This window comes from Sedimenticola selenatireducens DSM 17993 (assembly GCF_000428045.1).
Taxonomy (GTDB): domain Bacteria; phylum Pseudomonadota; class Gammaproteobacteria; order Chromatiales; family Chromatiaceae; genus Sedimenticola; species Sedimenticola selenatireducens.
Genome location: NZ_ATZE01000014.1, coordinates 142,246 through 166,211, shown reverse-complemented (window position 1 = coordinate 166,211; position 23,966 = coordinate 142,246). Strand labels below are relative to the sequence as shown.

At 55.0% G+C, this 23,966-nt stretch carries 26 protein-coding genes; 9 read left to right on the top strand and 17 right to left on the bottom strand.

All coding sequences use genetic code 11. The features are described from left to right. A partial coding sequence (locus A3GO_RS25790; protein ID WP_211245095.1) for a transposase occupies positions 1-145 on the bottom strand: 145 nt, incomplete at its 3' end. Positions 146-292: 147 nt separating this feature from the next. On the opposite strand from A3GO_RS25790, the gene A3GO_RS0113395 reads away from it, so the two are divergent. After that, a complete protein-coding gene (locus A3GO_RS0113395; RefSeq protein ID WP_051302280.1) occupies positions 293-496 on the top strand; it encodes a DUF1127 domain-containing protein in 204 nt (67 codons plus the stop codon). A 122-nt stretch (positions 497-618) separates the two neighbouring features. Then, positions 619-984: a hypothetical protein gene (locus tag A3GO_RS0113390; RefSeq protein WP_157606814.1), complete on the top strand. Its 366-nt coding sequence runs from the start codon at positions 619-621 to the stop codon at positions 982-984. A 55-nt stretch (positions 985-1,039) separates the two neighbouring features. On the opposite strand, the gene A3GO_RS0113385 is transcribed toward A3GO_RS0113390, so the two are convergent. The 4 genes from A3GO_RS0113385 to rluC form a co-directional block, all read right to left on the bottom strand. Then, positions 1,040-1,396 carry a hypothetical protein gene (locus A3GO_RS0113385; RefSeq protein ID WP_029133824.1) on the bottom strand — a complete coding sequence of 119 codons (357 nt, stop codon included), beginning with the start codon at positions 1,394-1,396 and terminating at the stop codon, positions 1,040-1,042. Between the two features lie 218 nt (positions 1,397-1,614). Then, positions 1,615-2,589 (bottom strand): signal peptide peptidase SppA, encoded by a 975-nt coding sequence (gene sppA / locus A3GO_RS0113380; RefSeq protein ID WP_037375360.1) that lies wholly within the window; start codon positions 2,587-2,589, stop codon positions 1,615-1,617. 42 nt (positions 2,590-2,631) lie between these two features. After that, on the bottom strand, positions 2,632-3,285 hold the full coding sequence (locus tag A3GO_RS0113375) for an HAD-IA family hydrolase (RefSeq protein WP_037375357.1): 654 nt from the start codon (positions 3,283-3,285) through the stop codon (positions 2,632-2,634). 22 nt (positions 3,286-3,307) lie between these two features. After that, on the bottom strand, positions 3,308-4,270 hold the full coding sequence (gene rluC, locus A3GO_RS0113370; protein WP_029133821.1) for a 23S rRNA pseudouridine(955/2504/2580) synthase RluC: 963 nt from the start codon (positions 4,268-4,270) through the stop codon (positions 3,308-3,310). A 549-nt stretch (positions 4,271-4,819) separates the two neighbouring features. Between rluC and rne the strand changes: the two genes are divergently transcribed. Further along, on the top strand, positions 4,820-7,894 hold the full coding sequence (gene rne / locus A3GO_RS23850) for a ribonuclease E (RefSeq protein ID WP_084610079.1): 3,075 nt from the start codon (positions 4,820-4,822) through the stop codon (positions 7,892-7,894). Between the two features lie 74 nt (positions 7,895-7,968). Here the strand turns inward: rne and A3GO_RS0113360 are convergent, their stop codons facing one another. Beyond that, positions 7,969-8,451, bottom strand: coding sequence for a low molecular weight protein-tyrosine-phosphatase (locus tag A3GO_RS0113360; protein ID WP_029133820.1), 483 nt, complete (start codon positions 8,449-8,451; stop codon positions 7,969-7,971). Positions 8,452-9,206: 755 nt separating this feature from the next. On the opposite strand from A3GO_RS0113360, the gene A3GO_RS0113355 reads away from it, so the two are divergent. Next, on the top strand, positions 9,207-9,491 hold the full coding sequence (locus A3GO_RS0113355) for a hypothetical protein (protein ID WP_029133819.1): 285 nt from the start codon (positions 9,207-9,209) through the stop codon (positions 9,489-9,491). Here the strand turns inward: A3GO_RS0113355 and kdsB are convergent. From kdsB to A3GO_RS0113320, 6 genes are all read right to left on the bottom strand, one after another. Continuing rightward, a complete protein-coding gene (gene kdsB, locus A3GO_RS0113350; RefSeq protein WP_029133818.1) occupies positions 9,481-10,263 on the bottom strand; it encodes a 3-deoxy-manno-octulosonate cytidylyltransferase in 783 nt (260 codons plus the stop codon). The genes A3GO_RS0113355 and kdsB overlap by 11 nt on opposite strands. 25 nt (positions 10,264-10,288) lie before the next feature. Beyond that, complete coding sequence (locus tag A3GO_RS0113345) at positions 10,289-10,471, bottom strand: Trm112 family protein (RefSeq protein WP_029133817.1); 183 nt, start codon at positions 10,469-10,471, stop codon at positions 10,289-10,291. Beyond that, positions 10,464-11,447: a tetraacyldisaccharide 4'-kinase gene (gene lpxK / locus A3GO_RS23845; RefSeq protein ID WP_037375354.1), complete on the bottom strand. Its 984-nt coding sequence runs from the start codon at positions 11,445-11,447 to the stop codon at positions 10,464-10,466. Before lpxK ends, A3GO_RS0113345 begins: the two co-directional genes overlap by 8 nt. Positions 11,448-11,454: 7 nt before the next feature. Continuing rightward, positions 11,455-11,880, bottom strand: coding sequence for an ExbD/TolR family protein (locus A3GO_RS0113335; protein ID WP_029133816.1), 426 nt, complete (start codon positions 11,878-11,880; stop codon positions 11,455-11,457). Between the two features lie 6 nt (positions 11,881-11,886). Continuing rightward, complete coding sequence (locus A3GO_RS0113330) at positions 11,887-12,501, bottom strand: MotA/TolQ/ExbB proton channel family protein (RefSeq protein ID WP_029133815.1); 615 nt, start codon at positions 12,499-12,501, stop codon at positions 11,887-11,889. 132 nt (positions 12,502-12,633) lie between these two features. Then, entirely contained in the window at positions 12,634-14,940 is a 2,307-nt protein-coding gene (locus A3GO_RS0113320) for a DNA internalization-related competence protein ComEC/Rec2 (protein WP_029133814.1), read from the bottom strand. Between the two features lie 237 nt (positions 14,941-15,177). Here A3GO_RS0113320 and A3GO_RS0113315 point away from each other — a divergent pair, with 237 nt between their 5' ends. Continuing rightward, entirely contained in the window at positions 15,178-15,690 is a 513-nt protein-coding gene (locus A3GO_RS0113315) for a DUF2062 domain-containing protein (RefSeq protein WP_029133813.1), read from the top strand. Here the strand turns inward: A3GO_RS0113315 and lolD are convergent. Together lolD and A3GO_RS0113305 are read right to left on the bottom strand one after the other, a co-directional pair. Continuing rightward, positions 15,653-16,390 carry a lipoprotein-releasing ABC transporter ATP-binding protein LolD gene (lolD, locus tag A3GO_RS0113310; protein WP_029133812.1) on the bottom strand — a complete coding sequence of 246 codons (738 nt, stop codon included), beginning with the start codon at positions 16,388-16,390 and terminating at the stop codon, positions 15,653-15,655. The genes A3GO_RS0113315 and lolD overlap by 38 nt on opposite strands. Next, positions 16,383-17,630 carry a lipoprotein-releasing ABC transporter permease subunit gene (locus A3GO_RS0113305; RefSeq protein WP_029133811.1) on the bottom strand — a complete coding sequence of 416 codons (1,248 nt, stop codon included), beginning with the start codon at positions 17,628-17,630 and terminating at the stop codon, positions 16,383-16,385. The genes lolD and A3GO_RS0113305 overlap by 8 nt, the downstream gene beginning before the upstream one ends. Before the next feature lie 108 nt (positions 17,631-17,738). On the opposite strand from A3GO_RS0113305, the gene A3GO_RS0113300 reads away from it, so the two are divergent. The 3 genes from A3GO_RS0113300 to A3GO_RS0113290 all read left to right on the top strand — a co-directional run bounded on the left by A3GO_RS0113300 (position 17,739) and on the right by A3GO_RS0113290 (position 20,140). Then, entirely contained in the window at positions 17,739-18,029 is a 291-nt protein-coding gene (locus A3GO_RS0113300) for a hypothetical protein (RefSeq protein WP_051302278.1), read from the top strand. Positions 18,030-18,075: 46 nt separating this feature from the next. After that, positions 18,076-19,131, top strand: coding sequence for an agmatine deiminase family protein (locus A3GO_RS0113295; RefSeq protein ID WP_029133809.1), 1,056 nt, complete (start codon positions 18,076-18,078; stop codon positions 19,129-19,131). A gap of 100 nt (positions 19,132-19,231) precedes the next feature. Next, positions 19,232-20,140 (top strand): carbon-nitrogen hydrolase, encoded by a 909-nt coding sequence (locus A3GO_RS0113290; protein WP_029133808.1) that lies wholly within the window; start codon positions 19,232-19,234, stop codon positions 20,138-20,140. Between the two features lie 31 nt (positions 20,141-20,171). Here A3GO_RS0113290 and A3GO_RS0113285 read toward each other — a convergent pair whose 3' ends face one another. The 3 genes from A3GO_RS0113285 to A3GO_RS0113275 form a co-directional block, all read right to left on the bottom strand. Beyond that, positions 20,172-20,414, bottom strand: a complete 243-nt coding sequence (locus A3GO_RS0113285) for a hypothetical protein (RefSeq protein WP_051302276.1) — start codon at positions 20,412-20,414, stop codon at positions 20,172-20,174. A gap of 44 nt (positions 20,415-20,458) precedes the next feature. Then, positions 20,459-21,337, bottom strand: coding sequence for a phosphoribulokinase (locus A3GO_RS0113280; protein ID WP_029133806.1), 879 nt, complete (start codon positions 21,335-21,337; stop codon positions 20,459-20,461). 127 nt (positions 21,338-21,464) lie between these two features. Next, positions 21,465-22,919 carry an aminoacyl-histidine dipeptidase gene (locus A3GO_RS0113275; protein ID WP_029133805.1) on the bottom strand — a complete coding sequence of 485 codons (1,455 nt, stop codon included), beginning with the start codon at positions 22,917-22,919 and terminating at the stop codon, positions 21,465-21,467. 185 nt (positions 22,920-23,104) lie between these two features. Here A3GO_RS0113275 and A3GO_RS0113270 point away from each other — a divergent pair, with 185 nt between their 5' ends. After that, positions 23,105-23,956 (top strand): Rossmann-like domain-containing protein, encoded by an 852-nt coding sequence (locus A3GO_RS0113270; RefSeq protein ID WP_029133804.1) that lies wholly within the window; start codon positions 23,105-23,107, stop codon positions 23,954-23,956. Positions 23,957-23,966: the final 10 nt, after the last annotated feature.

The following is a 23,966-nucleotide window of genomic DNA, read 5'->3' as shown; positions in this document are numbered from 1 at the left end:
CCTTTTGCTTTGCCAATCGATGAAATACTTCACCAAGCTCTTTGCGTATTTGGCCAAAAAGCACTTTCCTACGATATTTCGGGATGAACACGATATGGTACTTACACTCCCACCTCGTGTGACTTAAACTTTCTACTCGTCTCATGGTTTCTCCTTTGCGTGTTGCTTGGCGGCTCACGCTTTGGAGTTACTATGAGACTCCCGTTACTGTCAAACTGCTAATGCCTCCCCAGCAAAGCTGGGGGGTCTCTTATATTTGTCTAGGTCTCATCAAACAGGCGGAGATCGATAAATGGAAATCACACTACGCAACCTGATTGCGCACCAACCGAGAAGACACCCCCACCGTCGGCTCGGCGAACTGATCACTATTTGGTACCAACGGCAACAACAGCGCCGGGTATTGCTGCAATTGAATGACCGTATGCTGAGTGATATCGGTATCAGTCGTTGTGAGGCGGAACAGGAGGCAGCTAAACCCTTCTGGAGAGAGTAACAATTTTGACACTGTTGTTTACATTTACTCACTTGATACATACCAGGCTGATTGTCATCATGGACCCCACAGGGAACCACCGGTTGTTCCGCCATCAGCAGACTATCAAGACGAGGCGTGTCATGAACAAACAGGTATTAATAATTGCAATATCCACGTTGCTTTTGGCTGGTTGCGGTGCGGAAAATCAGGGTACCGAGCGCGCTTCCGGGAGCGCGGAAAAAAGCAGCATGGAAAAGGCTGCCGAGCATGCAAAAGCATCAGCTAAAGAGCTGGGCAATGCGATATCAGAGTCCACCGAGTCGGCGCGTGAAAAGTGGGACGAAATGAACAAAGATCGCCTCGATGAACCCTCCCGGGAAGAGCCGTCACCACCAACCCAGGATGCCGACATGGAGGCCATAAAGCAAACATATGAAGAGGTGAAGCAGGCGACCATCGAAAAAACCGGGGAGGTGGTCGACAAGGTCAAGGAGATGACCAAATAGCGACACTAAGGTGTTTGTTGCTCCTACTTACCTGCCGGCCCGACAGGTTGATCACTTATTTTGATACGGTGATCTGCATGCCCTGCATGCGCAGGGCCACCATGACGGCCCGGGCCTGAACCGGCTCAAGCTTTACCCGTTTCAGGCTCTTGAAAATGCTCAGCTGATCCAGGTAGAGCTGTTCAATCTGTGGATCACACCCCAGCCCCTTCAGGACCAGATCGATGGTCTCTGCTACCTTGATATAGCTGGAGTCAACAAAGTAGATGGCATTACGGCCGGGTGAGTAATGAACGCGGTCCATGCAGAGATTGAAGAAAATATTCGCTTCACCCTCGGAGGCCGGAGAGCTCACCTTGCGGTGGCTTTTACAAAGGGTCTTGGCGCAATTGGAGTCAACGGGACCGATCATAACAATATTTTCAGGCTGTCTCTGGTCTTTGGGCAACAATCATCACTAAGGCGATAGTACGCCGGACCTCGGAACCGTGGCAACATTAAACCCGGCACCCATCCTGAATACCCAGCTAACCGCCGTATTCAGGAAAACTGCGGGTACTATTTTGTAGATGCCACGATCGCATCCGTTCCTGCCTGGCAGATTGATCGGCCGCACCCCGCCACAGACGCTCAGCGAATTGCCGGGTTTATCCCTAAATCGGTGCGACTGGAAACAAAAGCCGCGGCGCCAGCGCCAATGCGTTTGGCGAACCGCTCCAGCAGATCCTCTGACCGGGTATAATCCACCAGAGTCTCGGCGCCGATCAACTCGCGCGCGACGTAACTGCTGCTGCCCAGACCATCCGCCAGTCCGAGCTTGATACTTTCCTCGCCGGACCAGAACAGCCCGCTAAAAATATCACCGCTCTCCTTCAGTCTGTCTCCGCGACCATCCTTAACCGCCTGGATAAACTGTTGGTGCACCTGATCAAGCATTTCCTGGATATGCTGTTTCTCCTCCTGCTTCAGGGGAGAAAATGGATCGAGAATGCCTTTGTGTTCGCCAGCCGTCAGTAATCTGCGTTCTACGCCCAATTTCTCCATGCCGCGCTCAAATCCAAAAGTACTCATCAGCACACCGATCGAGCCGACGATGCTGGCTTTATCCACATAAATATCGTCGGCTGCCACAGCTATATAGTAGCCGCCCGAGGCGGCCATATCGGTGACCACTGCATATACGGGTATTTTCGGGTGCTTCTCTTTAAGCCGACGGATCTCATCATTGATATATCCCGCCTGCACCGCACTGCCGCCCGGACTATTGATACGCAAAATTACCCCTTTGGTTTTCTTGTCCTCATAAGCTGAACGCAGGGCAGTCACCACATTATCCGCACTGGCCTCCGCATCGTCCGCGATTACGCCGTTGATTTCGATCAGAGCGGTATGCTCCTTGGTCGCTTTCATGGCGGCATCTGGCAAGGTGCCCGGAATCCAAAGAATGAGTAGCGTGACCAGATAGGCAAAAGTCAGCAGTTTGAAAAAAATGCCCCATCGCCGGGCACGCCGCTGCTCGGTGATGGATGCCGTGGCCAGCTTTTCCAACAACTCCCGTTCCCAGCCTTCCTTGCGTTTCACTCTCTCTTGTTCCAGATTATCCATCTTTCTCACTCTGAATTTATTGTAATAGTCCTAAATCGAGACTTAGCGATCCAGCCAATCCGAAAGCTCTGATATATCATCCAGACATCCGAGGGGATTGAACTGATTAAGACGATCGACCGAATGAACCCCATAGCTTACCGCCAGCCCGTGGGTTCCGGCATTAATGGCCATCTGCAGATCGTATTCGGTATCCCCGATCATCAGGGTGTTCGCCGGTTCTACGCCCAGTTCATCCATAATCTGCACCAGCATCTCCGGATGTGGTTTGGAAAAGGTTTCGTCAGCACACCGGGTGGCATGGAACAGCGACTTGAGACCGGTCTCCTCCAATACCTTGTCCAGGCCTGGCCGCCCCTTTCCCGTGGCAACAGCCAGCAGATAGTCCTGGGCAACCAAACCGTTCAGCACTTCCAAGGCGCGGGGAAAGAGCAGCGAAGGCGTCCTGTCTTCATGGAGAAAATAGCGCCGATAAAATGCGATAAAACGCTCCTTGAAAGGCTCATCAGAGCCGGGGAACAGCTTCTCGAGGGCCTCTTTCAGCCCCAGTCCGATAATATCTCTGATCTGCTCGTCTGCCGGGGTTTCAATCGCCATATCCCGGGTGGCGGCACGTACACATGAGACAATCCTCGCTTCCGAGTCCATCAGTGTGCCATCCCAGTCAAACACCAGGAGCTTGAACTTGCGTTTCATTATTTGTAAATACCAGTTTAATTCAGCTCGCTTTCGCTCGAATCCGGGTCAACAGTTCATCCAGCACCGGCTCAAGCGGCGCCCTGAACACCAGATCCTGTTTCTCATCGGGCCAGCGAAACCTTAATGTTTCAGCATGGAGGAACAATCGCCTCAGACCCAGTTCCTTCGCCTCCCTGTTGGCAGCTGCATCACCATATTTTTCATCGCCCAGTATCGGGGTTCCCAGGTGTGCCGCATGAACCCTTATCTGATGGGTGCGCCCTGTCATCAACCGGGCCTCGATCAATAAAAAGTTCCCCATTCGTTCCCTGATACTGAACCGGGTAACGGACTCCTTTCCGCGGGGATCAACCACCACGACCCGCTCACCACCTTGTAGGGTGTTTTTCAGAAGCGGCGCGTCAACTTCGACACGATCACGACGCCAGTGACCCTTCACAAGCGTGATGTAACGCTTATCGATCCCATTGGAGCGCATAAGTTCATGTAGCGTGCGCAAGGCACTTCTGCGCTTGGCAATCAGTAGACACCCGGAAGTTTCCCGATCCAGTCGATGCACCAGTTCTAGCTGATGTTCTTCAGGACGCAACTGACGCAGGGCCTCGATGACACCGAAGCTGAGGCCACTCCCACCGTGCACCGCGACTCCCGATGGTTTATTCAGTACCAGCAATCGCTTGTCTTCAAATATTATGGCCTTTTCGAGCCGATCCAACTGGCGGCTATCGACTCTCCCCGGCTCATCCTTTTCAGCCATGCGAACCGGAGGGACGCGCACCTGATCGCCCACCTGCAGGCGATAGTTTGCTTTAATGCGCCCTTTGTTGACCCGCACTTCGCCGCGGCGGAGAATCCGGTAGACCAGGCTCTTGGGAACGCCTTTGAGATGATTGATAAGGAAGTTATCAATACGCTGCCCTTCATAACCTGGTTCTATATTCAGGATATACACGGTGCTGCTGATCGGCTGGGAGTTTGACATCGGCCTTATGATACCAGTTTCGGAAACGACACCAAGCAGTTGTTGGCGTACTGCAGTAAATTAGTTACTTAAGCTGATATTACCTGGCCAGGTATCGACAATAGTGTCGACCTGTCCCCATGCACTCTCTATTTGCTGCACCTGCTTAAGATAGTTATAATCCTCCGTTAGCGGCGAATTTAGCTAATAGGGCTATCTGTATCCGCTATAAGCAAACTGATCACCGAACGCCCACCTGCCTGGTGGCGTTCTGTTATTGCCGGGCGATCAGATCTCTCACCCAGGTGAGATAGATCGATCAGCAGAATCCACTGCCGGCCCTATGCATAACAAAGAACGCATCGTATTGCAGACGCACTCGATGTACATAATTAACGGCGTGCTTCAAAGATGCTGCCGTGTTGAACAGGCCAAAGGCTGATTCAATCACGCGTGCAGCTCTCGCTTTTGATGGGAATCTGGATACTGGGAACGACCCGGTAAAGCCAGGTGTCATATAACCCTGTCCGGTTCCTGCAGGAAGAAAGCGCGCCCTGGGAATTTCACAATATGAAACGTATGTTGATCAACGCAACTCAGCCAGAGGAGTTGCGGGTAGCCATCGTGGATGGCCAAAAATTATATAACCTGGATATTGAAACAGCCGGTCGAGAACAAAAAAAAGCCAATATATACAAAGGGAAAGTTACTCGGGTAGAGCCGAGTCTTGAAGCCGCCTTTGTAGAATACGGATCGGACCGTCACGGTTTCCTTCCACTTAAAGAGATCTCCCGTAACTACTTTACCGGTGCCGCCAAAGAGTCTGGGGGACGTGTACAGATCAAGGATGCCATCAAAGAGGGACAGGAAGTCGTTGTCCAGATCGAGAAGGAAGAGCGTGGCAACAAGGGTGCCGCACTGACCACCTTCATCTCTCTCGCCGGTCGTTATCTCGTGCTGATGCCGAATAATCCCCGGGCCGGCGGTATTTCCCGCCGCATTGAAGGCCAGGAGCGCAACGAACTGCGTGATGCCATGTCCGGCCTTGAGATTCCAGATGGCGCCGGCCTGATCGTACGTACTGCCGGGATTGGCAAAAGCCAGGAAGACCTGCAGTGGGACCTCAACTACCTGCTACAACTCTGGGAAGCGATCGAAACCTCCGCCAAAGAGAAACCCGCCCCCTTCCTGATTTATCAGGAGAGCAATGTCATTATCCGCTCTATCCGCGACCATCTGCGGGCGGATATCGGCGAGATTGTGATTGATCACCCCGAGGTCTATGCAGAGGCTTGTGAGTTTATCGAGCAGGTGATGCCGCATAATGTTAAAAAACTGCGTCACTACACCGATGAAGTACCACTGTTCAGTCGCTATCAGATCGAAAGTCAAATAGAGTCCGCCTTCCAGCGTGAAGTGCGTCTGCCTTCCGGCGGCGCTATCGTCATCGATCACACTGAGGCATTGACCTCTGTCGATATCAACTCGGCGCGCTCCACCAAGGGTGCCGATATTGAAGAGACGGCACTGAACACCAATCTGGAGGCGGCGGATGAGATCGCCCGCCAGCTCAGAATGCGTGACATGGGTGGTCTGTTTGTGATCGATTTCATCGACATGACCCCCACCCGTAATCAGCGGGAGGTTGAGAACCGACTTAAAGAGGCGATGAAGCAGGATCGTGCGCGTGTCCAGCTGGGACGCATATCGCGTTTTGGTCTGCTTGAGCTATCGCGGCAGCGCCTGCGTCCCTCACTGGGCGAGTCCATGCTGCATGTCTGCCCCCGATGTGATGGCCACGGTTTTATCCGTGGGGTCGAATCCCTTGCTCTTTCGGTGCTTCGTATCATTGAAGAACACGCCATGAAGGAGAATACCCTGCGGATCAACGCCCAGTTGCCGGTGGACGTGGCGACCTTTCTGCTGAATGAAAAACGCGAGGCGATACATGACATCGAGCAGCGTCAGGATGTGAATGTTGTACTGATCCCCAATATCCATTTTGAGACGCCACATTACGAAATTGAACGCATTCGCGAACAGGATCTACCGGAAGACGCTGAAGAGACCTCCAGCTACAAGATGATGGTGGAACCGGAAGACAAAACCCCTGGTTTTGCCAAACCCAAGGAGACTAAAACGGAAGAACCGACGGTTAAACGGGTTGTTCCCTCCTCCCCTGCTCCAACACCCCAGCAGCGTCAGACGACTGTGGAGGAGAAGCCACGCGAGAAAGGATTCTTCAGCAAATTGTGGAAGGCCATCATTGGCGATGATGCCGAAACCGTTGAATCCCGCACGCAAAAATCGGCACCGGCAAGACAGTCCAGCGAAAAGCGTGAAGAACCCAAAACACGTGACAAGCGCACCCGGGACAATCAGGAAGAGAGCCGCCGATCGAACTCGGGCCGCTCAAGCAAGCCAAAGCCGACCGGAAAGAAAAAATCCGACGATAGCCGTCAACAGCAGTCTGCCCAACGCAAGAGCGACACCCGTGCCGACAAGCGCAACGGTAGTGATCAAGAGCCTGCGGTGGAGCAAAAACCGGCAACAGCCGGAGACAACCGCCCAGCCGAGCAATCATCCACTGGAGATGAACCGAAGCGCAGCTCCCGCCGCGGACGTCGCGGTGGCCGGCGGCGGCGTAAAACAAACACCGGTGACAACGAAACCGGCACGACAAATGTTAACGGAGATACAGCCAAGAGTGACCGGACAGGAGATACCGCCGTCTCGCAAGAGAGAGGCGCCCAGGAGAAGGATCAGTCCCGTCCCGGCAGAAGTCCGCGTACGCGCAAGCCAAGAGCGTCTAATCAAGATGGAGACAGCGGCACGCCAGATGTCCAGGCATCAGGTGACTCAGGGGACGAGAAAACAGCACGTCGCCCGGTTGCTGGCGAAACCGATGTAAAAGCCACCCAGGCTGCGGCCCGGACCGGCGGAGGTGCAGAAACAGATACCACTGCCAGGCCGACATCGGCTGCCGAACCGCAGGCCCAAAAGTCACCGGCAACAGAAAAGTCGCCAGACACCACTAAAGGCCCGGCCGCTGAATCCCCCGCAGCCCCGGCACCAGAAAAACCACAGGTAAAACCTGAACAACCAGCAGAGCCGAAAGCCGTGGTGAAACCGGCGGAAAAGAGTGAGACCAAGCCGGATACCAAGGTAAGCGGGCCAAAGGAGCCGCCATTGCGGCAGGTTGAGACCAAAGCGTCGGCAATTAAACCGGCTGAGTCAGCAGCACCGGTAAAACAACCGGCAGGAACACCACCCAAGCCTGCGGCGGTGGCTACGGCAACACCAAAATCCCCCCTAGCCACAGAACAACCACTGCGGCAGGTTGAGACCAAGCCTATGGCGGCAAAGCCCGTACCAACGCCTCCTCCGGCCAAACCGGCACCAGCCAAGCCTGAAGCGACACCAGCGAAGGAGGCTGCCCAGCCGTCTCCGGTGGCTGAGCAACGGCCGCTACGCCAGGTTGAGACCAAACCCGGTGTCAATACCGACCCGGCAAAACCGCAAGGCGAGACATCCGGGGCCAAGCCGGCAATGGCCAATAAATCGGCTGAAGCGCCGGCAGCTAACAATGACATGGTGTCGAGCAACAAGCCGACAAATAGACCTGCGTCAGATACGGACTCGTAAACAGACACCAGGAAATTTCACAGGTATGGCGGAGGGCGGCAATAAGCCGCCCTCCGCTATTATGCATTACCTGATCAAATCTGATGCTCCCTTCTTATTGTTGCCAACAGGGCCTCCGAGGCGGCCGAAACCAGATCAAAAACCCTATCGAATCCCCCGGTACCACCATAGTAGGGATCGGGGACTTCCCGTATGCCCAACTCAGGGGCGAAATCGAGTAGCAGATGCAGTTTCTCCCGGAAATCATCCGGAGCAATTTCCAACAGATTGTTCAGGTTGTCCCGATCCATGGCGATGACATAGTCAAACCGCTCAAAATCTTCCCGTGCCGCTTTGCGAGCGCGTTGCCTGCTAAGGTCAATACCCCGACCAAGTGCGGTTTTCTGGGAACGGGGATCGGGTTGATTGCCCACATGGTAAGCATGCGTGCCCGCTGAATCGACTTCAATATATGGAGTCAATCCAGCATTTTTGACCATCTGTTCAAACACGCCATGTGCAGTAGGTGAACGACAAATATTGCCCATGCAGACGAACAAAACGGATACTTTTTTCATATTTTGAGACCTTTAAACGGGGCAGGACGGGGTCCGTATCCTGTGACCGATAACCTATCAGTCAGGCATCCTGCACATTATTCATTCTTATCGCATTATTCCACGATTGGCGGGACCGTTGTCTGCCGTCATTGAAATGACACTCAGGATAAACGGTTGCCGAATGATGTCCAGCACCCCGCGGAACTGCGGCACTCCATCAACCCCCAGCCACCTGGCACTTCAAGTCCGTTTATAGTCTAGCTTCCACGGTTATCCCGGGCTTTTCAGCATAGGGAGAAAGTTGGCCTATAATTATGTATACAGTGCATAGACCGGTATTAGATATCATGAAATGGTTTTCCAAATACGAAAGCAAACCGTTAAGCATTGAGGAGATGCGGAAGGCCGAACTGGATAAGATCAGACGATATGATCGCTTTATCCTGCTAAGGGTATCCAGGTGTGGCTGTAAATCCGCCATCCGTCAGATGGACCAGGTGTACCAGGTCAACCAGCCTCCAAGACTTCCGTTTCCTGGCTGTGATGCCACTGAATGTCATTGTGTCTATGAGGGAATTGTTGACCGGCGAACCACAAGATCCCGGCGCTACCGCGTGGAACGCAGGCGGGCTCATAGAGACGGCTCGGACCGCCGCTTTAATCATGGTCGCAGAAATAGTGATCTACTTGTATCCTATGGCCATTTTTAGGAGGAGTGACCCTGTCTCTTCCGATCACCCATCCGTTTTTGCCCCTTTACCCTGGAGTCTATTTTGGAAGATCAGGATTTTGTTCTGCGCATACGCTCACTGATTGGAAGCCATTTCAACCATCTCGGTAGGGAGTGGGTGTTGCATGAAGTGCTGGCGGATGAGGGAGTCCTGGTGCTTTCTGACCCATCCAATAAAGCAATCATTCAGGAAAACCTGTTTGGCGAGCCGTCCAGAAAAGGACCCGAAACCGTTCTGATTCCACTGTTCGGAAAAGTACCTGACACCCTTTCCGAGGAGCTTTTGGAACTCCTGGCCAACAAGGTCGGCACAGATATTACTCACTAGCCGGCGGTCTGTTCCGTTGCTGAAACCGTTGATTGAGCAGGTCCAGATCTTGCTGCGTATCCACGCCCTGCCCCGGCATCTCCGCCGCGGCACTGACATGTATCCGTTCGCCATGCCAGAGCACTCTGAGCTGCTCAAGCGATTCAACCAGCTCGAGCGGAGCGGGCTGCCATTGGATGTATCGATCCAGAAACCCGGCGCGGTAGGCATATAGCCCGATATGACGGCGATAACCCTGAACCGATGTAGGTAGCCGTTCCCGGTTGGCAAACTCATCCCGATTCCAGGGGATGGGCGCCCGACTGAAGTAGAGGGCGTAGCCCCTGGCATCGGTCACCAACTTGACCACGTTCGGATCAAACAACTGCGCCGCATCGCTCAGGTCGGCGGAGAGGGTGGTCATGACAGCATCCGGATGGTTGTCCATGTCAACGGCAACCTGGTGCAACAGCGTGGAGGCCATATCCGGTTCGTCGCCTTGCAGGTTGACCACGATTTCATCCGCTGCCCAGGCATACTGTTTTACCACCTCGGCTATGCGATCGGTGCCACTGCGATGACGGGAATCGGTCAGACAGACCTCACCACCAAATCCCCTCACGCAAGCGGCGATTCGCTGGTCATCCGTGGCAATGATTATCTGATCGGCCCCGCTCTCAACGGCACGCTCATGCACGTGCTGAATCATCGGTTTTCCATCTATTTCAAGCAGTGGTTTTCCCGGCAATCGAGTTGAAGCATAACGAGCGGGTATAACGACTTTAAAGTTCATTGCTGACTCCGGACGATGGGACGGATTACTCTACCTCTTCATCCGCGGGCAGACTACGCGCCTCCTCCTCCAGCATCACCGGGATGCCATCGCGGATGGGGAATGCCAGCCGATCCGCCTTGCAGATCAACTCTCCTGCCTTTTTGTTGTAAGTCAGTTTGCTTTTGCACAGCGGGCACACCAAGATATCAAGCAATTTCTTATCCATCTCTAAACTCTCTGATTCGCTTATCCAGCTGTTGTATAAAACCCATGTCCGGTTGCGCACTGACTTCCAGGTACCAGTGCCGCCGATGGGCGAATGGAGCGCATTTTACCGCATCTTTCTCCGTCATGATCACCGGCAGGGCATCATCCGGGGTTATTTCCGCCTCGCTGAAACAGTGGTGATCGGGAAACGGGTGCACATGTGCTTGCAGACTCGCCGCGCGCAGGGTGTTAAAAAAACGTTCGGGATTCCCTATACCCGCCATCGCATGCACCGACTGATCCTTGAAATAGTCCAACCCGACCTGGAGGGATGGCGATGCCAGATTGATCATTTGTCCCGGGTACAGACTCATCTGGTTGCTGGTTAAATCCGAAGGTCCATTGGCTATTACCAAGTCCACCTGGGTCAGCCGTGACGGACGCTCGCGCAGCGGCCCGGCAGGCAGAGAAAATCCATTGCCCAGCCCCCTGGCCCCATCGATGACCAGGATTTCCAGGTCACGATGGAGTGCGTAATGCTGCAGGCCGTCGTCCGAGATCAGGATGTCACAATCGGCTGCGGCGAGCAGCGCCTGGGCGGTCGCGGGTCTGTCGGGCCCTACCCACAACGGGCAGCCGGTTCGACTGGCCAGCATGACCGGCTCATCCCCCACCAGGACAGGATTGCTTTCAGGTACTACCGGCTGTGGCCAGTCGGCTGCCTTACCGCCATAGCCTCTGGAGATAATGCCGGGCTTGTAGCCCAGGTCTCGCAGGTGTCGAGCCAGCCAGATCACCAGCGGGGTTTTACCCGTGCCGCCAACTGTGATATTGCCCACCACAATGACGGGCACCGGCAGTTTTTTTGTGGCAAGCAGCCCGACCCTGTAGGCACGATACCTTAGCCAGCTGACCATGCGAAACAGCCAGGAAAGCGGCAGCAGGGCAGCGGAAACCGGATTGACGCTATCCCAGTAGTGATCCAGACGTTTCACGAATCGGTCAGTTGCCCTCTACCGGCTGCTTGCCGGGAAAGGTCATGTTGACAAAGCCCAGCTGACTGGTGACATCCATCACCTTGAACACCGACTGAAAGGAGGCGCGGGCATCCGCCTTGATAATGACCGGAAGGTCGCGGCGCATGCCGGCCGCTTTTTCAATGGCCCGCTTCAGCGTATCGGCCTCGGTGTTCACCACTTCCCGCTCATCCACATAGAAGCGTCCACTGGCATCGATGGTGATCTCCAGGACCTTCTCTTCCTCTACCTGCTCATCCTGGGTCGCCGCGGTCGGCAATTCCACCTTGATACGGGACTCCTTATCGAAGGTGGTGGAGACCATAAAGAAGATCAGCAGCAGAAAGACCACGTCAATCAGCGGGGTAAGATTCAGCTCTGGCGACTCCTTGCGATGTGGGCGTAAATTCACCTGGGTTTACTCCTGCTCTCGCTCACCCTGCATCACCTCCACCATTTTCAGCGCCTGCTCTTCCATCTTGATCACCAGTCGCTCCACCTTGCCGCCAAAGTAGCGGTGAAACATGAGGCTCGGAATGGCAACCGACAGTCCGGCGGCCGTGGTGATCAGCGCCTCGGAGATGCCGCCCGCCAGCACGGTGGGATTACCCACACCCGCAGTCATAATGGCGGCAAAAACCTTGATCATGCCAATCACCGTCCCCAGCAGTCCCAACAGAGGCGCGATCGAGGCGATCGTGCCCAGGGTGTTGAGGTAGCGCTCCAGCTCGTGGACCACCTGGCGCCCGACCTCCTCTATCGCCTCTTTCATCACTATCTTGGTATGCTGGCGATTGGCCAGACCGGCCGCCAGAATGCGACCCAGGGGGGAACCCTCCTTGACGGTAACCACATGGGCGTTGGTGAGTTGTCCCTTGCTATGCAGCTGCCAGATCTGCGCTACCAGGTTATTCGGTATGACACGCTTGGATCGAAGCGCCCACAAGCGTTCGATGATAATCGCCATGGCTACGATGGAACATGCGATGATAGGCAGCATCAGAATGCCGCCAGCTTTAACCAGTTCAAACACCTTGTCTATTCCCTCTGGAGTTCTTTTGTGCGGATCAGGGCCGCCCGCCTCACCAAATGAGCAGTATCATACTGTATTCCATGCAGTGATCGAAAGCTGTTAGACATTTCCCATCCTGATCGTCCTGCACAATCATGGGGTCATCCAGTATCGTCTATGGGTCTCTCGATAACGGAAAGGGCCGTCGATCTGGCCATCTGCCTTCAATCTCAGGGATAAAGCACCGGCTTCAGCAGTGTTCAACAGGCTGGCATTTTGTCCCTGCCAACGTTCCAGTACTGCGGCCTTGGGGAATCCGTAACGGTTCCGGTAACCGGTTGATATCAAACCATACTGTGGGTCGGTTGCAGCGATAAACCGGCCACCCGACGAACTGGCACTGCCATGATGCGGTATCGTAACCACTGTCGCCGCCAGTCGTTCCCCATAGTTTGCAACCAGGGACTCTTCCGCTTCCGCCTCGATATCCCCGGTCAGCAACAACCGTCCAGCCGGCGTGTCGACAGCAAGCACACAGGATGCATTATTGCCCCGCCAGCGCGAAGAACCGTCTGGATGCAGTATCTCAAATCGCACCCCATCCCATACCCATTGCATGCCGGCGGTACAACGCACCGGCTCACCGATGGGGATACGTTCCGGCTCACCACTTAACAGCTCTGTCGATGGAAACGATCGCATTAACGCTGCCACTCCGCCCCGGTGGTCCATATCACCGTTCGTCACGATGATCCGGTCGATTTTTTCCACACCCCGGGTATTCAGAAAGGGCACGATAACCGCTTCACCGGTATTAAATCCGGATGGGAACATAGGACCCGTATCATAAAGCAGCACGTGGTCTGAGGTCTCCAGCACGATAGCCAGCCCCTGTCCCACATCAAGCATGGTCATCCAGACCTCGCCATGGGGCGGATGCGCTGGCCGGTAGAGCAGCAGTGGGGAGAGCAGAAGCGTCCCCAACCATCTTCCCGGGATGCCGGCTGGCAGCAGCAGTAACAGAGTGCTCACCAGAACGCCCAGCAGCATCCACAGCGGCGGTGTACCGGCCAGGGAAATGAGGTCACCGTGCTCCGCCACCAGGGCGAGTATCGCCTGTATCTGGCCCAGCGACCAGGCGGTAGCCGTGAGCAGCGTTACACCCAGGGATGGCCACAACATGAGCATCAGCACCGAGACCAGCGTGAGGGGAACCAACAGCAGTGAGAAGAGTGGAACGGCGATAAGATTGACCAGTGGAGAGACGACTGGCAGATCAAACCCAAGCAGCAGCAGTATCGGAGCAAGACCCAGTGCAACAACCCACTGAATCTTGAACAACCCCGGAATCACCACAGGCCTTACCCTGCTCCCCCCAAGTATCCCTAGCATAATCACCGCCACGGCCCCAAAGGAGAGCCAGAAACCGGCGGACAATACCGACACCGGGTCCGCCAGCACAATTAACAGCAGTGCGATACAGAGACCGCGTGACGGTTGAACCATGCGACGAAATAGCAGACCACCCAGCACGGCTGAAAGCATTACCAGCGCCCGCACACAGGGGATGGCAAAACCCGCCAGACCGGCATAACAGAAGCCGCTGACCAGGGCGGCAATGGCGCCCACCCGCGGTGCGGGAATAAGGCTGCAAAGTGCCGCGGACTGACGCCAGAACCAGCCGCCAAGAAAAAAAGCAAGACCGGAAACAATACCGATATGCAGCCCTGAGATCGCCACCAGATGGTTGGTGCCGGTCTTGCGAAAGACCGCCCATTCATCCTGGGAGAGGCGACTGCGATCGCCAATCACCAGCGCACGCACCAATCCTGACGGCTGTCCCGGCTGCAGCACAGAATCAACCCGCTCGGCAATCATCTGCCGCAGACGCTGAAACAGAAAGCCCACATACAGCGTGTCGAGTCGACGGTTCATCTCACCCTCGCGGATATAGCCGGTCGCTCTGATACCTTTCTGGAACAGAGTTCGCTCATAGTCCAGGGTACCGGGATTGGCCATTCCATGAGGCCGTTTTAATCTGACCGATAACCGCCAGCGTTCACCTGCTGCCAGTTCAGGCGCATTCTGATACCAGCTCAATTGCACCCGACCAGGGGATGAATAGCGCCGCTCCGCATCGGAAATCTGCTCAATATGAAACCAGAAGCGTGTCCGGTGGGCGGTCACATCCGGAAGGGACTCAATGACACCGGTGACCTGTAAATCGCCCCCTTCCAATGCTCTCGGCAGACTGGATTGCATGGCGAAATGCGCCATTACTGAAGCCCAGAGAAATCCACACATCAGGATTGCGGGCAGTTGGATGGCTAAATGGGAGCGGTAGCGCCAGGCAAGAATTACCAGCGGCAATAATAATGGCAATGAAAACAGCGGGGGCAGCGTCGGCTGAAACTGCAGCAGCAGGACACCAAAGACAAAAGCTATCGTAGAGTGAATCACATCGCCCTTCCCTGGGTTTATGATCTGGCAATCGTTGAGCTAGTAGATTAGATCTTATTGTGGATTAACTCCACTGCTTTTTGTACCAACAGAGAACGCCATAAAACGGGAATCTGCAAGCCCCGGTCAGAGTTCAATAATGGTGGGAAACCGTGTGAATACTGGTCAAAAGCGTGATAGCGTGATTCAATACGCTGCCCTTTATAAGGGGGGATTACACTGTCAAGAAGAGGTTGTATGCCAAAAAACCTGATCAAACGCTTTACCCCGAATCATGAGACGATTCGGAATCACAAGCATCTCAAGGTCTTTGGTCAGCTTCTGCACGATCCGAATCTCTGGCATTTGAATCGCCGCTCTGTCGCCGGTGCCTTTGCCGTGGGACTATTCTGGGCTTTAATTCCCATACCCTTCCAAATGATTGCGGCAGCGGCAACCGCTATACCGGTCCGGGTTAATATGCCAATCTCAGTTGCCCTGGTATGGATCACCAACCCCCTCACCATGCCACCGCTATTTTATTTCACCTATCTGGTCGGCACCTGGATCATGGGCAATCCGGCATCAAACGGTGATTTTGAACCCACCATGGAGTGGTTCAGCCACAGCATGGGCAGTATCTGGCAACCGCTCTATCTGGGTAGTCTGGTTTGCGCGTTAATAGCCGCATTGATTGGATACCTGTCCATTCGCGGGTTATGGCGTATGCACATCATCTCGAACTGGAAAAACCGGCGGGGCCCGAAATAGACACTTCCGGGACTGGCTGGCCATTCAGCAGGCCATCAGAGAGAAGCAGCACCCGGTCCATACTCTCTGCCAACGCCATGTCGTGAGTTACCACGATAAAGCTGGTCTGCAGGTCCCGATTCAGCTCCAGCATCAGACCGTATACCTGCCTTGCCGTTTTCTGATCCAGGTTTCCGGTCGGCTCATCGGCCAGCACGCAGCGCGGGTGGTTCACCAGGGCTCTGGCAACAGCGGCACGCTGGCGTTCACCACCGGAAAGCTCCCCCGGCTTGTGTCCTATCCTGTGCTCCAAACCAACCCGTGACAACATCTCTGCGGCCCGCTGCCTTGCTTCGGGTACCGGGTGGTTGCCGATCAGCAACGGCATGGCGACGTTTTCCAGAGCGGTAAACTCGGGTAACAAATGGTGAAACTGGTAGACAAAACCGAGCGCCTGGTTTCTCAATAGACCCCGCGCCTTCTCGCTCATGCGTTGCAGATTATGTCCATCGATCAGAACCTCCCCGCTGGTGGCCCGGTCCAGCCCACCCAAGCAGTGGAGCAAGGTACTTTTTCCTGAGCCGGAACTGCCGACGATGGCGATCCGCTCCCCACGCTCCACGCGCAGGGTGATGCCGCTGAGTACCTTTACCGTCAGTTGTCCATCGACGAAGGTACGGGTTAGATCCCGGCATTCGAGTACGCTGGCTTGCTCACTCATAACGTAACGCCTCGGCCGGCTGGGTACGGGAGGCGCGCCAGGCCGGATAGAGAGTGGCAACCAGAGTGATGAGAAAGGCGCTGATACTGATCGTACCCACATCGTCCCAATGCAGGTCGGACGGCAGTGTACTGATGTAATAGATATTGGGGTCAAGAAAATTTACATTGAAAAGCTGTTCAATCGACTTGACGATTGACTCCAGATTCAGCGATAGCAGGATGCCACCGCCAATTCCCAGAAGGGTGCCGACAAAACCGATGGTAGCGCCCTGAATTATGAAGATCCCCATGACACTGCGGGGCGATATACCCAGGGTGCGCAGGATGGCGATATCACTCTGTTTGTCCGTCACCACCATCACCAGGGTGGAAACGATATTGAATGCCGCAACTGCGACGATCAAAAAGAGTATCAGGGACATCATGCGCTTTTCGGTGCGCAGGGCACTGAAAAAATTCCGATGCTGGAAAGTCCAGTCACTGACCCGATAGACGCCGGGCAGCTGCTCGGCCAGCTCACGGGAGACCTCAGGGGCCAGGTAGAGGTCATCCAGCTTGAGACGGACACCGGTGACACCCTCCTCTAGTTTCAGCAGCCTGGCCGCATCCTGCATGTGAATGAGCGCCAGTCCCCGATCATACTCTCCCATGCCCACTTCGAATATTCCCGCAACCGTAAAGCGTTTTAACCGAGGCATGGCCCCGGCAGGGGTAACACGTATCTGTGGCGTGACTACGGTCACCTTGTCACCGACCCCGACTCCCAGCAACTGGGCCAGCTCCTTGCCAAGGATAATGTCGAATTCACCGGCCGCCAACTGATCCAGACGCCCGGCCAGCATATGTTCACCCACCTCGGAGACCCTGGGTTCATACGCCGGCAATATGCCGCGCAGGATGGCGCCACTGACCTTCTGCCCATTGGTCAGCATGGTCTGGGCCTCGATAAACGGCGCCTGCCCCACCACATGGGGGTTTTTGGTAGAGAGCTGCATCGCCTCCTGCCACTCTGTCAGGTTGTTCTGATAAGAGGAAATGGTGGCATGGGAAGTCATTCCGAGAATTCGTTCACGGACTTCTTTGTGAAAGCCATTCATAACTGAAAGCACCGCGATCAGCGCCACGACACCCAGCATGATTCCCAGCATGGAGATCAGCGAGATGAAAGAGATAAAGTGGTTGCGTCGCTTGGCGCGCGTATACCGCAATCCGATAAACAGTTCGAGAGGCTTGTACATAGGCGCGCATTAAACCATATTCTGAAAAGAAACACCTTTGTGTTTCGGGATCTAGATCAAAATGCTATATTTTACCTTAGAGAATAAGAGGACAGGAGTTCCTATATTATGAAACCCATTTCAACACTGTTACTGGTTGCCGCGCTCGCCTCCATTCCCCCTCTGATATCAGCCGATGTGCTCCTGCTCGATGCCATAGAGCAGGCACCGGCAAACAGCAGTGACGGTTTGTTGCGCCCGCGCACCGGGCAGAGCATGAACAGTGTTCGCGCCCAGTTCGGGGCACCTGCACAGGAGTTACCCTGGGTCGGTGAACCGCCAATCAGTCGCTGGGTTTATACCGATTTCACTGTCTATTTTGAAAACGAATACGTGATCAACACCGTCGTTCACCGTTGACAACCCAGACACCGGCCGCTGGCCGGTGTCCTATGGAACCGCTTCCTTGACACCCGAATACCTTCTGCCCGCCGAATGGGCGGCGCAATCCGCCATCATGTTGACCTGGCCACACCGGGAGACCGATTGGGCCGAACATCTCGAAGCCGTGGATCGGGTCTACCTTTCGATCAGCCGGCAGGTGGCCCGATTTCAACAGCTGCTGATCGTCTGTAACAGCAAGAGCCACCAGCGGGTTATCAGTCAAAAACTGGCTGACGCGGCAATCGACACAGACCATCTGCTGTTCGCCATCGCCCCCTCCAATGACAGTTGGGCCCGGGACCACGCGCCTTTGACCTGTATCGGTGATAAAGGTGCCCTGCTGCTGGATTTTCAGTTCAACGGTTGGGGTGGAAAATATCCCGCCGATCTGGATAACCGGATCAATCAGAACCTGTTCCATTCGGGCATATTCACCGACGCCGAATACCGGACCGTACCGCTGGTGCTGGAGGGTGGCGCAGTGGAAACCGATGGCCAGGGAACACTGCTGGCGACCCGCAGTTCGGTCCTGACCCAGAGCAGAAATCCTCAACTGACAACAGCGCAGGTTGAGAACCTGCTTACCCGGCAGTTGGGGCTTGAGCGATTTTTATGGCTGGATAATGGCCATCTCTCCGGCGATGACACCGACGGCCATATTGACACCCTGGCCCGGTTTAGCGACCCGGCGACCATACTCTATGCCACGGCAACACCGGACGACCCCGATCATCAGGAACTGGAAGCGATGGCCGCAGAACTCCGTGAATTCCGGCAGCGCGACGGGACACCCTACAGACTGATACCGCTACCGCCGATCCCGCCAATCATATCGGAGCATGGTGATCGTCTGCCGGCAGGTTATGCCAATTTCCTGATTATCAACGGAGCGGTGCTGCTGCCGGTCTATAATATTCCCCAGGATGTGGAAGCGGTTCGCCGTCTGCAGGAGAGTTTTCCGGAACGCGAGATTATTCCGATCAACTGCCTGCCACTGATCCGACAGAACGGCAGCCTGCACTGTATCACCATGCAGTTTCCACAGCAGGTGACACTCTCCCCGGCTCTGTCCGACTGATCCATACAGATCGAGGTTGTGACGACCCATTGAATCCTGTTAAATCGGCCCACAACTGTTTGCCTTCCGGGGCACCGAAACCATTTTTCAGACACTATCTATGAACAACAGCAAATCCCTCAAAATCGCCCTGGTACAGCACGCCTGTGGCAGTGACAGAGATACAAATCTGGCGCTCATCACCGACCGGATACGCCAGGCCGCGAAGGCGGGTGGAAGGCTGATATTACTGCAAGAACTACACAACACGCCCTACTTCTGTCAAACCGAGGAGACAGGTGTTTTTGATCTGGCGGAGACCATCCCCGGCCCCTCCACCGAGCACTTCGGTGCCCTGGCCGCTGAACTGGGCGTGGTGATTGTCAGTTCGCTGTTCGAAAAGCGGGCCGCCGGCATCTATCACAACACCGCGGTGGTTTTTGACAGCGATGGCAGGGTAGCCGGGCGCTATCGAAAAATGCATATTCCGGATGATCCGGGATTCTATGAGAAGTTCTACTTCACACCTGGAGACCTGGGATTCACTCCCATCGACACCAGCGTCGGCCGACTGGGTGTGCTGATCTGCTGGGATCAGTGGTATCCCGAGGCCGCCAGATTGATGACACTGGCCGGGGCTGAACTGCTGCTCTACCCCACCGCCATTGGCTGGGACCCGACTGATAATGAGGACGAACAGATGCGTCAACGCGATGCCTGGGTCACGGTGCAGCGGGGTCATGCTGTTGCCAATGGTCTGCCGGTGGCGGCCTGCAACCGGATCGGTCACGAAGCGGACCCGTCTGGCCAGAGCCGAGGCATACAGTTCTGGGGACATTCGTTTGTCTGCGGTCCACAGGGAGAAATCCTCGGAAAATCAGGCGTAGACGAGGACATCCTGCTCGTAGAGGTCAATCTGGAACGGAGCGAATCGGTACGGCGTATCTGGCCCTTCCTGAGGGACCGGCGGATCGACAACTTCGCCGATCTGCAGCGGCGTTATATCGATAGCTGTTCGAGTAAAGAGTAACCGGTGCGGGCTGTCATTCGACAGGCCGCGGCTACTCCTCGTCCTTGTCCTTGCCTTTGCCCAGGTCGAACGGAACAACGGTTGAGGTGGGCTGCGCGTCTGTATAATAGGGGCGTTGCGCTGTCTCGCCCGCCTCGTCACCCAGCTCCCGTTCTCGGGCCGTAATCATCCCCAGGCAGACTCGCACGTCCTGAATCGTCTCATCGGTCAGGGGGTGGCGCATGCCCGGCGGTGGTGTTGTGTCCCGGATGATCGCGCTTAATACCTTGCGCATCGCTTCGAGGATGGCACGGTCTTTAGTGTTATCGGAAGTGATGATCAGATCTCCTGTAACTGACGGCGCCGTTCCATCATCTCATGCACCAGGGGGTTCAACAACATCTCCATGGCGAATTCCATCTTGCCGCCTGGCACCACCAGAGAATTACGCCGTGTCATGAAGGCACCGTCAATCCGTTTCAACAGAAAGGCAAAGTCATGGTCCCTGGGTTCCCGGAAACTGATCACCACCATACTTTCGTCATTCTCGGGCATATCCCGTGCGTCGAACGGATTGGAAGTATCCACCAACGGAATACGCTGAAAGTTGATATCGGTCTGTGAGAATTGCGGCGTGATGTAGTGGACATAGTCGTGCAACCGGTGCTGGATAGCGGCGCGCACTGCATCCAGCGTATAACCCCGATTTTTGATATCGACATGGATCTTCTGAATCCATTCCAGGTTGACAATGGGAGCGACCCCCAGGGTCAGATCCACATGCCGCTTAATATTGACATCGGGGCCGGTAAACGCACCGTGCAATCCCTGATACACCAAGAGGTCCAGATTCGACGGCAGAGATTCCCACGGGGTAAAGGTGCCTACTTCCTGACCGTGCTGTTGCGCCTGATCTTCGGTGTGAAGATAGTGTCTGTACTGGCCAGAACCATTGGATGAAAACTCGCTGAACAGGGACTCCAGCAGATCAAGCCTATTGCCGTCGGGACTGAAATGGCTCAGGTAGCGGCCATCGGCGCAGGCCTCTTCAACCCGTACTGCCATCTCATCCCGTTCATAGCGGTGGAACGCACTGCCATCCACGATGAGATGGCTGATTTTTTCTCGCCAGGCAATGTGACTGAACACATCACTAACCCGATTGGAGCCGGAGCCCGACGAGCCGGTGATTACGATAATGGGGTGTTTAATTGACATTGCGAAACCGTAATACACTGCCTCGATTGATGCAATGCGCCATAGATTCAATTTTTCTTATGTATAGGGCAGCCACCACTTATGGATAGGGTCCTGTTTTATAAATGCTTTTCAGAAATATGCTGAATTATTGCAAACGCGCCAGTGTCGCAACCAGCAGATCCCAGAACCGCTGCACCGAGGGAATGTGCATGCATTCATCCGGCGAATGCGGGTAGCGGATGGTAGGCCCAAACGAGATCATATCAAGCCCCGGGTACTTACCCCCGATGATGCCGCACTCGAGACCGGCATGGATTGCCCCGATCTCGGCCTCGTTATCAAAAATCTCCTGGTAGGCGTGGCGCATGATCCGCAATAGCGGTGAATTCAGGTCAGGTTTCCAGCCGGGATATTGACCATCAATCACGGTTTTCGCCCCGATCAGCCTGAACAGTGACTGGTGAACCGCGCAAAGCTCATCGCGAGCAGAGTCAACCGAACTGCGGATCAGGCTTTTGATCTCAATACGGCCATCCGCCACATTTACAATGGCAAGATTGGTTGAGCTCTCCACCAGTCCGGGCATGGTGTCGCTCATGCGCATTACCCCGTTCGGGCAGGCCATCAAAGCATCCAGCAATCCTTGTTGAATGCCTTGCGGCAGCCAATATTCCGCGCCTGTATCGGGCTGAAGTTCGATCGACAGATCCGGTTCGACGGCCGCCAGTTCCAACGTTATGGCATCCGAATGAACTTCAATCAATGCCTTCAGCTCTGCCGTTCTGGATGCCGACACAAGGAATACGCCGGTCGCCTCCCGAGGAATGGCATTACGCATATTGCCTCCGGCGAATGAACTGAGCCGAATATCACAAACCGATTCAGCAACCGATAGCAAACGGGACAGCAGTTTATTGGCATTCCCCCTGCCGCGGTGAATATCTACCCCTGAGTGCCCTCCTTTGAGACCTTTTAGTGTAAGACGATAGCCGATCCAGCCGGTTTCAATGGCCTCGGGTGTGTACTCCAGGCGAGTACTGGCATTGGCACCACCGGCACAGCCAATACAGAGGACGCCTTCGTCTTCGGAATCCATATTAAGTAACAGTTTCCCCTGCAACCAATCCGGCCTGATACCGAAAGCGCCGGTCATGCCATCTTCCTCGTTGCTGGTGAACAGCGCCTCTATTGGGCCATGCTTGAGCTGACGGGATTCCAGCACCGCCAGGGCCGCCGCCACACCGATGCCGTTATCCGCTCCCAGGGTCGTACCGGACGCCTTCACCCAGTCCTGTTCAATCCGGGTCCGAATAGGGTCCTTGGTGAAATCATGCCGGGTATCGGCATTGGCCTGTGGGACCATATCGAGATGTCCCTGAAGCACAACACCAGGCGCCGACTCCATACCGGGAGAAGCCGCCTTTCTGATCAGGATATTGTCTACCTGATCCCTGATGACCTGCAGCCCCAGTTGCTCACCCACCTGCATGACGTACGCTTGTACTGCCGCCTCATGGTGCGAGGGTCTGGGTATCCGGGTAAGCTGGTCAAAATGCTTCCAGACAGGTTGTGGAAAGAGATTTGAAATAGCATCATTCATGGGCGACGATGATCTATGGGGCCGGCCGATTTTGGCGCAATCATGGTAGCGCCCGTCATCCCCGGGAGCAATCACAATCGGGCCTATTACCGCGTCCGCGTCTCCTTTTGCGATATGGTAAAGTCGCGGTCACGAAACAGCCGGTTCTTCTATAGTTTAGTGAACAGATAACAGGTCACCAGAATATGTCCTACCTAACCCACTACCATGAATTGATTTCTCAGATCGACAACGCCATCAGTCTTCCGCTGATTGGGCAAATTCTGCTTCCTGTCGATGAGGCGTCAGCGGATATAAAGGATAACTTTGGTTTCGTTGTGCTGAGTGATGGCAGCACCGGGCCATTTTATACCTGCCTTGAAAAAACCCGGGAATGGGTGGAGACAACAGCCCATGCAACCATCGGGCAATCACCTGTCACCATTGCCCGTCATCTCGATGGCGTGAACATCCCCCGCAGCGCGCTGGCCCTGGGCGCATTCAACGCACTCAGTCAGCATCTGATGAAGCGTGCCGGCTTTGACCCCTCCACCATTGGCAAGCGGGCCGACAGCGAATTGCCCGATGCCCATATCGGCATGGTGGGCTTTTTCGGACCTCTGATAGAACGCTATCTCGCCCAGGGAAAAAAGGTCACTGTCATAGAGCAGCAACCTGAACGGGTGCCGGCAGAACTGGGACTGGCAGTTTTTACCACCCCAGAGGCGTTGGCCGATTGTGACTATATCCTGTGTACCGCCTCGACCCTGATCAACAACACCATTGAATCGATTATCCAGGCCGCCGGGAATCCGGCAAAGATAAACCTGATTGGCCCGAGTGCCAGTGGACTACCCGATCTGTTGTTCGACCTGGGTATCCACTCAACCGGCGGCCTGATCATTGATCGGCCAGATGATCTGAAACGCGCCATCGAAGCGGGGGAATCCTGGGGTAGTTGCGGACGAAAGTATCAATTAACCCGGGCCGACTATCCCGGTGTAACGCAACTGCTTGAGGCCGTATCCAATCCGCAAGTAAACTCAATGCAGTTGTAATCAGCAAAGC

Excerpts from the sequence above, each read along its gene's own strand:
- A3GO_RS0113395 (WP_051302280.1), top strand. The coding sequence starts at position 293 with ATGGAAATCACACTACGCAACCTGATTGCGCACCAACCGAGAAGACAC.
- sppA (WP_037375360.1), bottom strand. The coding sequence starts at position 2,589 with ATGGATAATCTGGAACAAGAGAGAGTGAAACGCAAGGAAGGCTGGGAA.
- A3GO_RS0113375 (WP_037375357.1), bottom strand. The coding sequence starts at position 3,285 with ATGAAACGCAAGTTCAAGCTCCTGGTGTTTGACTGGGATGGCACACTG.
- A3GO_RS0113345 (WP_029133817.1), bottom strand. The coding sequence starts at position 10,471 with ATGGATAAGAAATTGCTTGATATCTTGGTGTGCCCGCTGTGCAAAAGC.
- A3GO_RS0113290 (WP_029133808.1), top strand. The coding sequence starts at position 19,232 with ATGAACAACAGCAAATCCCTCAAAATCGCCCTGGTACAGCACGCCTGT.
- A3GO_RS0113315 (WP_029133813.1), top strand. The coding sequence starts at position 15,178 with ATGCCAAAAAACCTGATCAAACGCTTTACCCCGAATCATGAGACGATT.
- A3GO_RS0113285 (WP_051302276.1), bottom strand. The coding sequence starts at position 20,414 with ATGCGCAAGGTATTAAGCGCGATCATCCGGGACACAACACCACCGCCG.
- lolD (WP_029133812.1), bottom strand. The coding sequence starts at position 16,390 with ATGAGTGAGCAAGCCAGCGTACTCGAATGCCGGGATCTAACCCGTACC.
- A3GO_RS0113270 (WP_029133804.1), top strand. The coding sequence starts at position 23,105 with ATGTCCTACCTAACCCACTACCATGAATTGATTTCTCAGATCGACAAC.
- A3GO_RS0113360 (WP_029133820.1), bottom strand. The coding sequence starts at position 8,451 with ATGAAAAAAGTATCCGTTTTGTTCGTCTGCATGGGCAATATTTGTCGT.
- A3GO_RS0113300 (WP_051302278.1), top strand. The coding sequence starts at position 17,739 with ATGAAACCCATTTCAACACTGTTACTGGTTGCCGCGCTCGCCTCCATT.
- rluC (WP_029133821.1), bottom strand. The coding sequence starts at position 4,270 with ATGTCAAACTCCCAGCCGATCAGCAGCACCGTGTATATCCTGAATATA.
- rne (WP_084610079.1), top strand. The coding sequence starts at position 4,820 with ATGAAACGTATGTTGATCAACGCAACTCAGCCAGAGGAGTTGCGGGTA.
- A3GO_RS0113275 (WP_029133805.1), bottom strand. The coding sequence starts at position 22,919 with ATGAATGATGCTATTTCAAATCTCTTTCCACAACCTGTCTGGAAGCAT.
- A3GO_RS0113280 (WP_029133806.1), bottom strand. The coding sequence starts at position 21,337 with ATGTCAATTAAACACCCCATTATCGTAATCACCGGCTCGTCGGGCTCC.
- A3GO_RS0113305 (WP_029133811.1), bottom strand. The coding sequence starts at position 17,630 with ATGTACAAGCCTCTCGAACTGTTTATCGGATTGCGGTATACGCGCGCC.
- kdsB (WP_029133818.1), bottom strand. The coding sequence starts at position 10,263 with ATGAACTTTAAAGTCGTTATACCCGCTCGTTATGCTTCAACTCGATTG.
- A3GO_RS0113385 (WP_029133824.1), bottom strand. The coding sequence starts at position 1,396 with ATGATCGGTCCCGTTGACTCCAATTGCGCCAAGACCCTTTGTAAAAGC.
- A3GO_RS0113390 (WP_157606814.1), top strand. The coding sequence starts at position 619 with ATGAACAAACAGGTATTAATAATTGCAATATCCACGTTGCTTTTGGCT.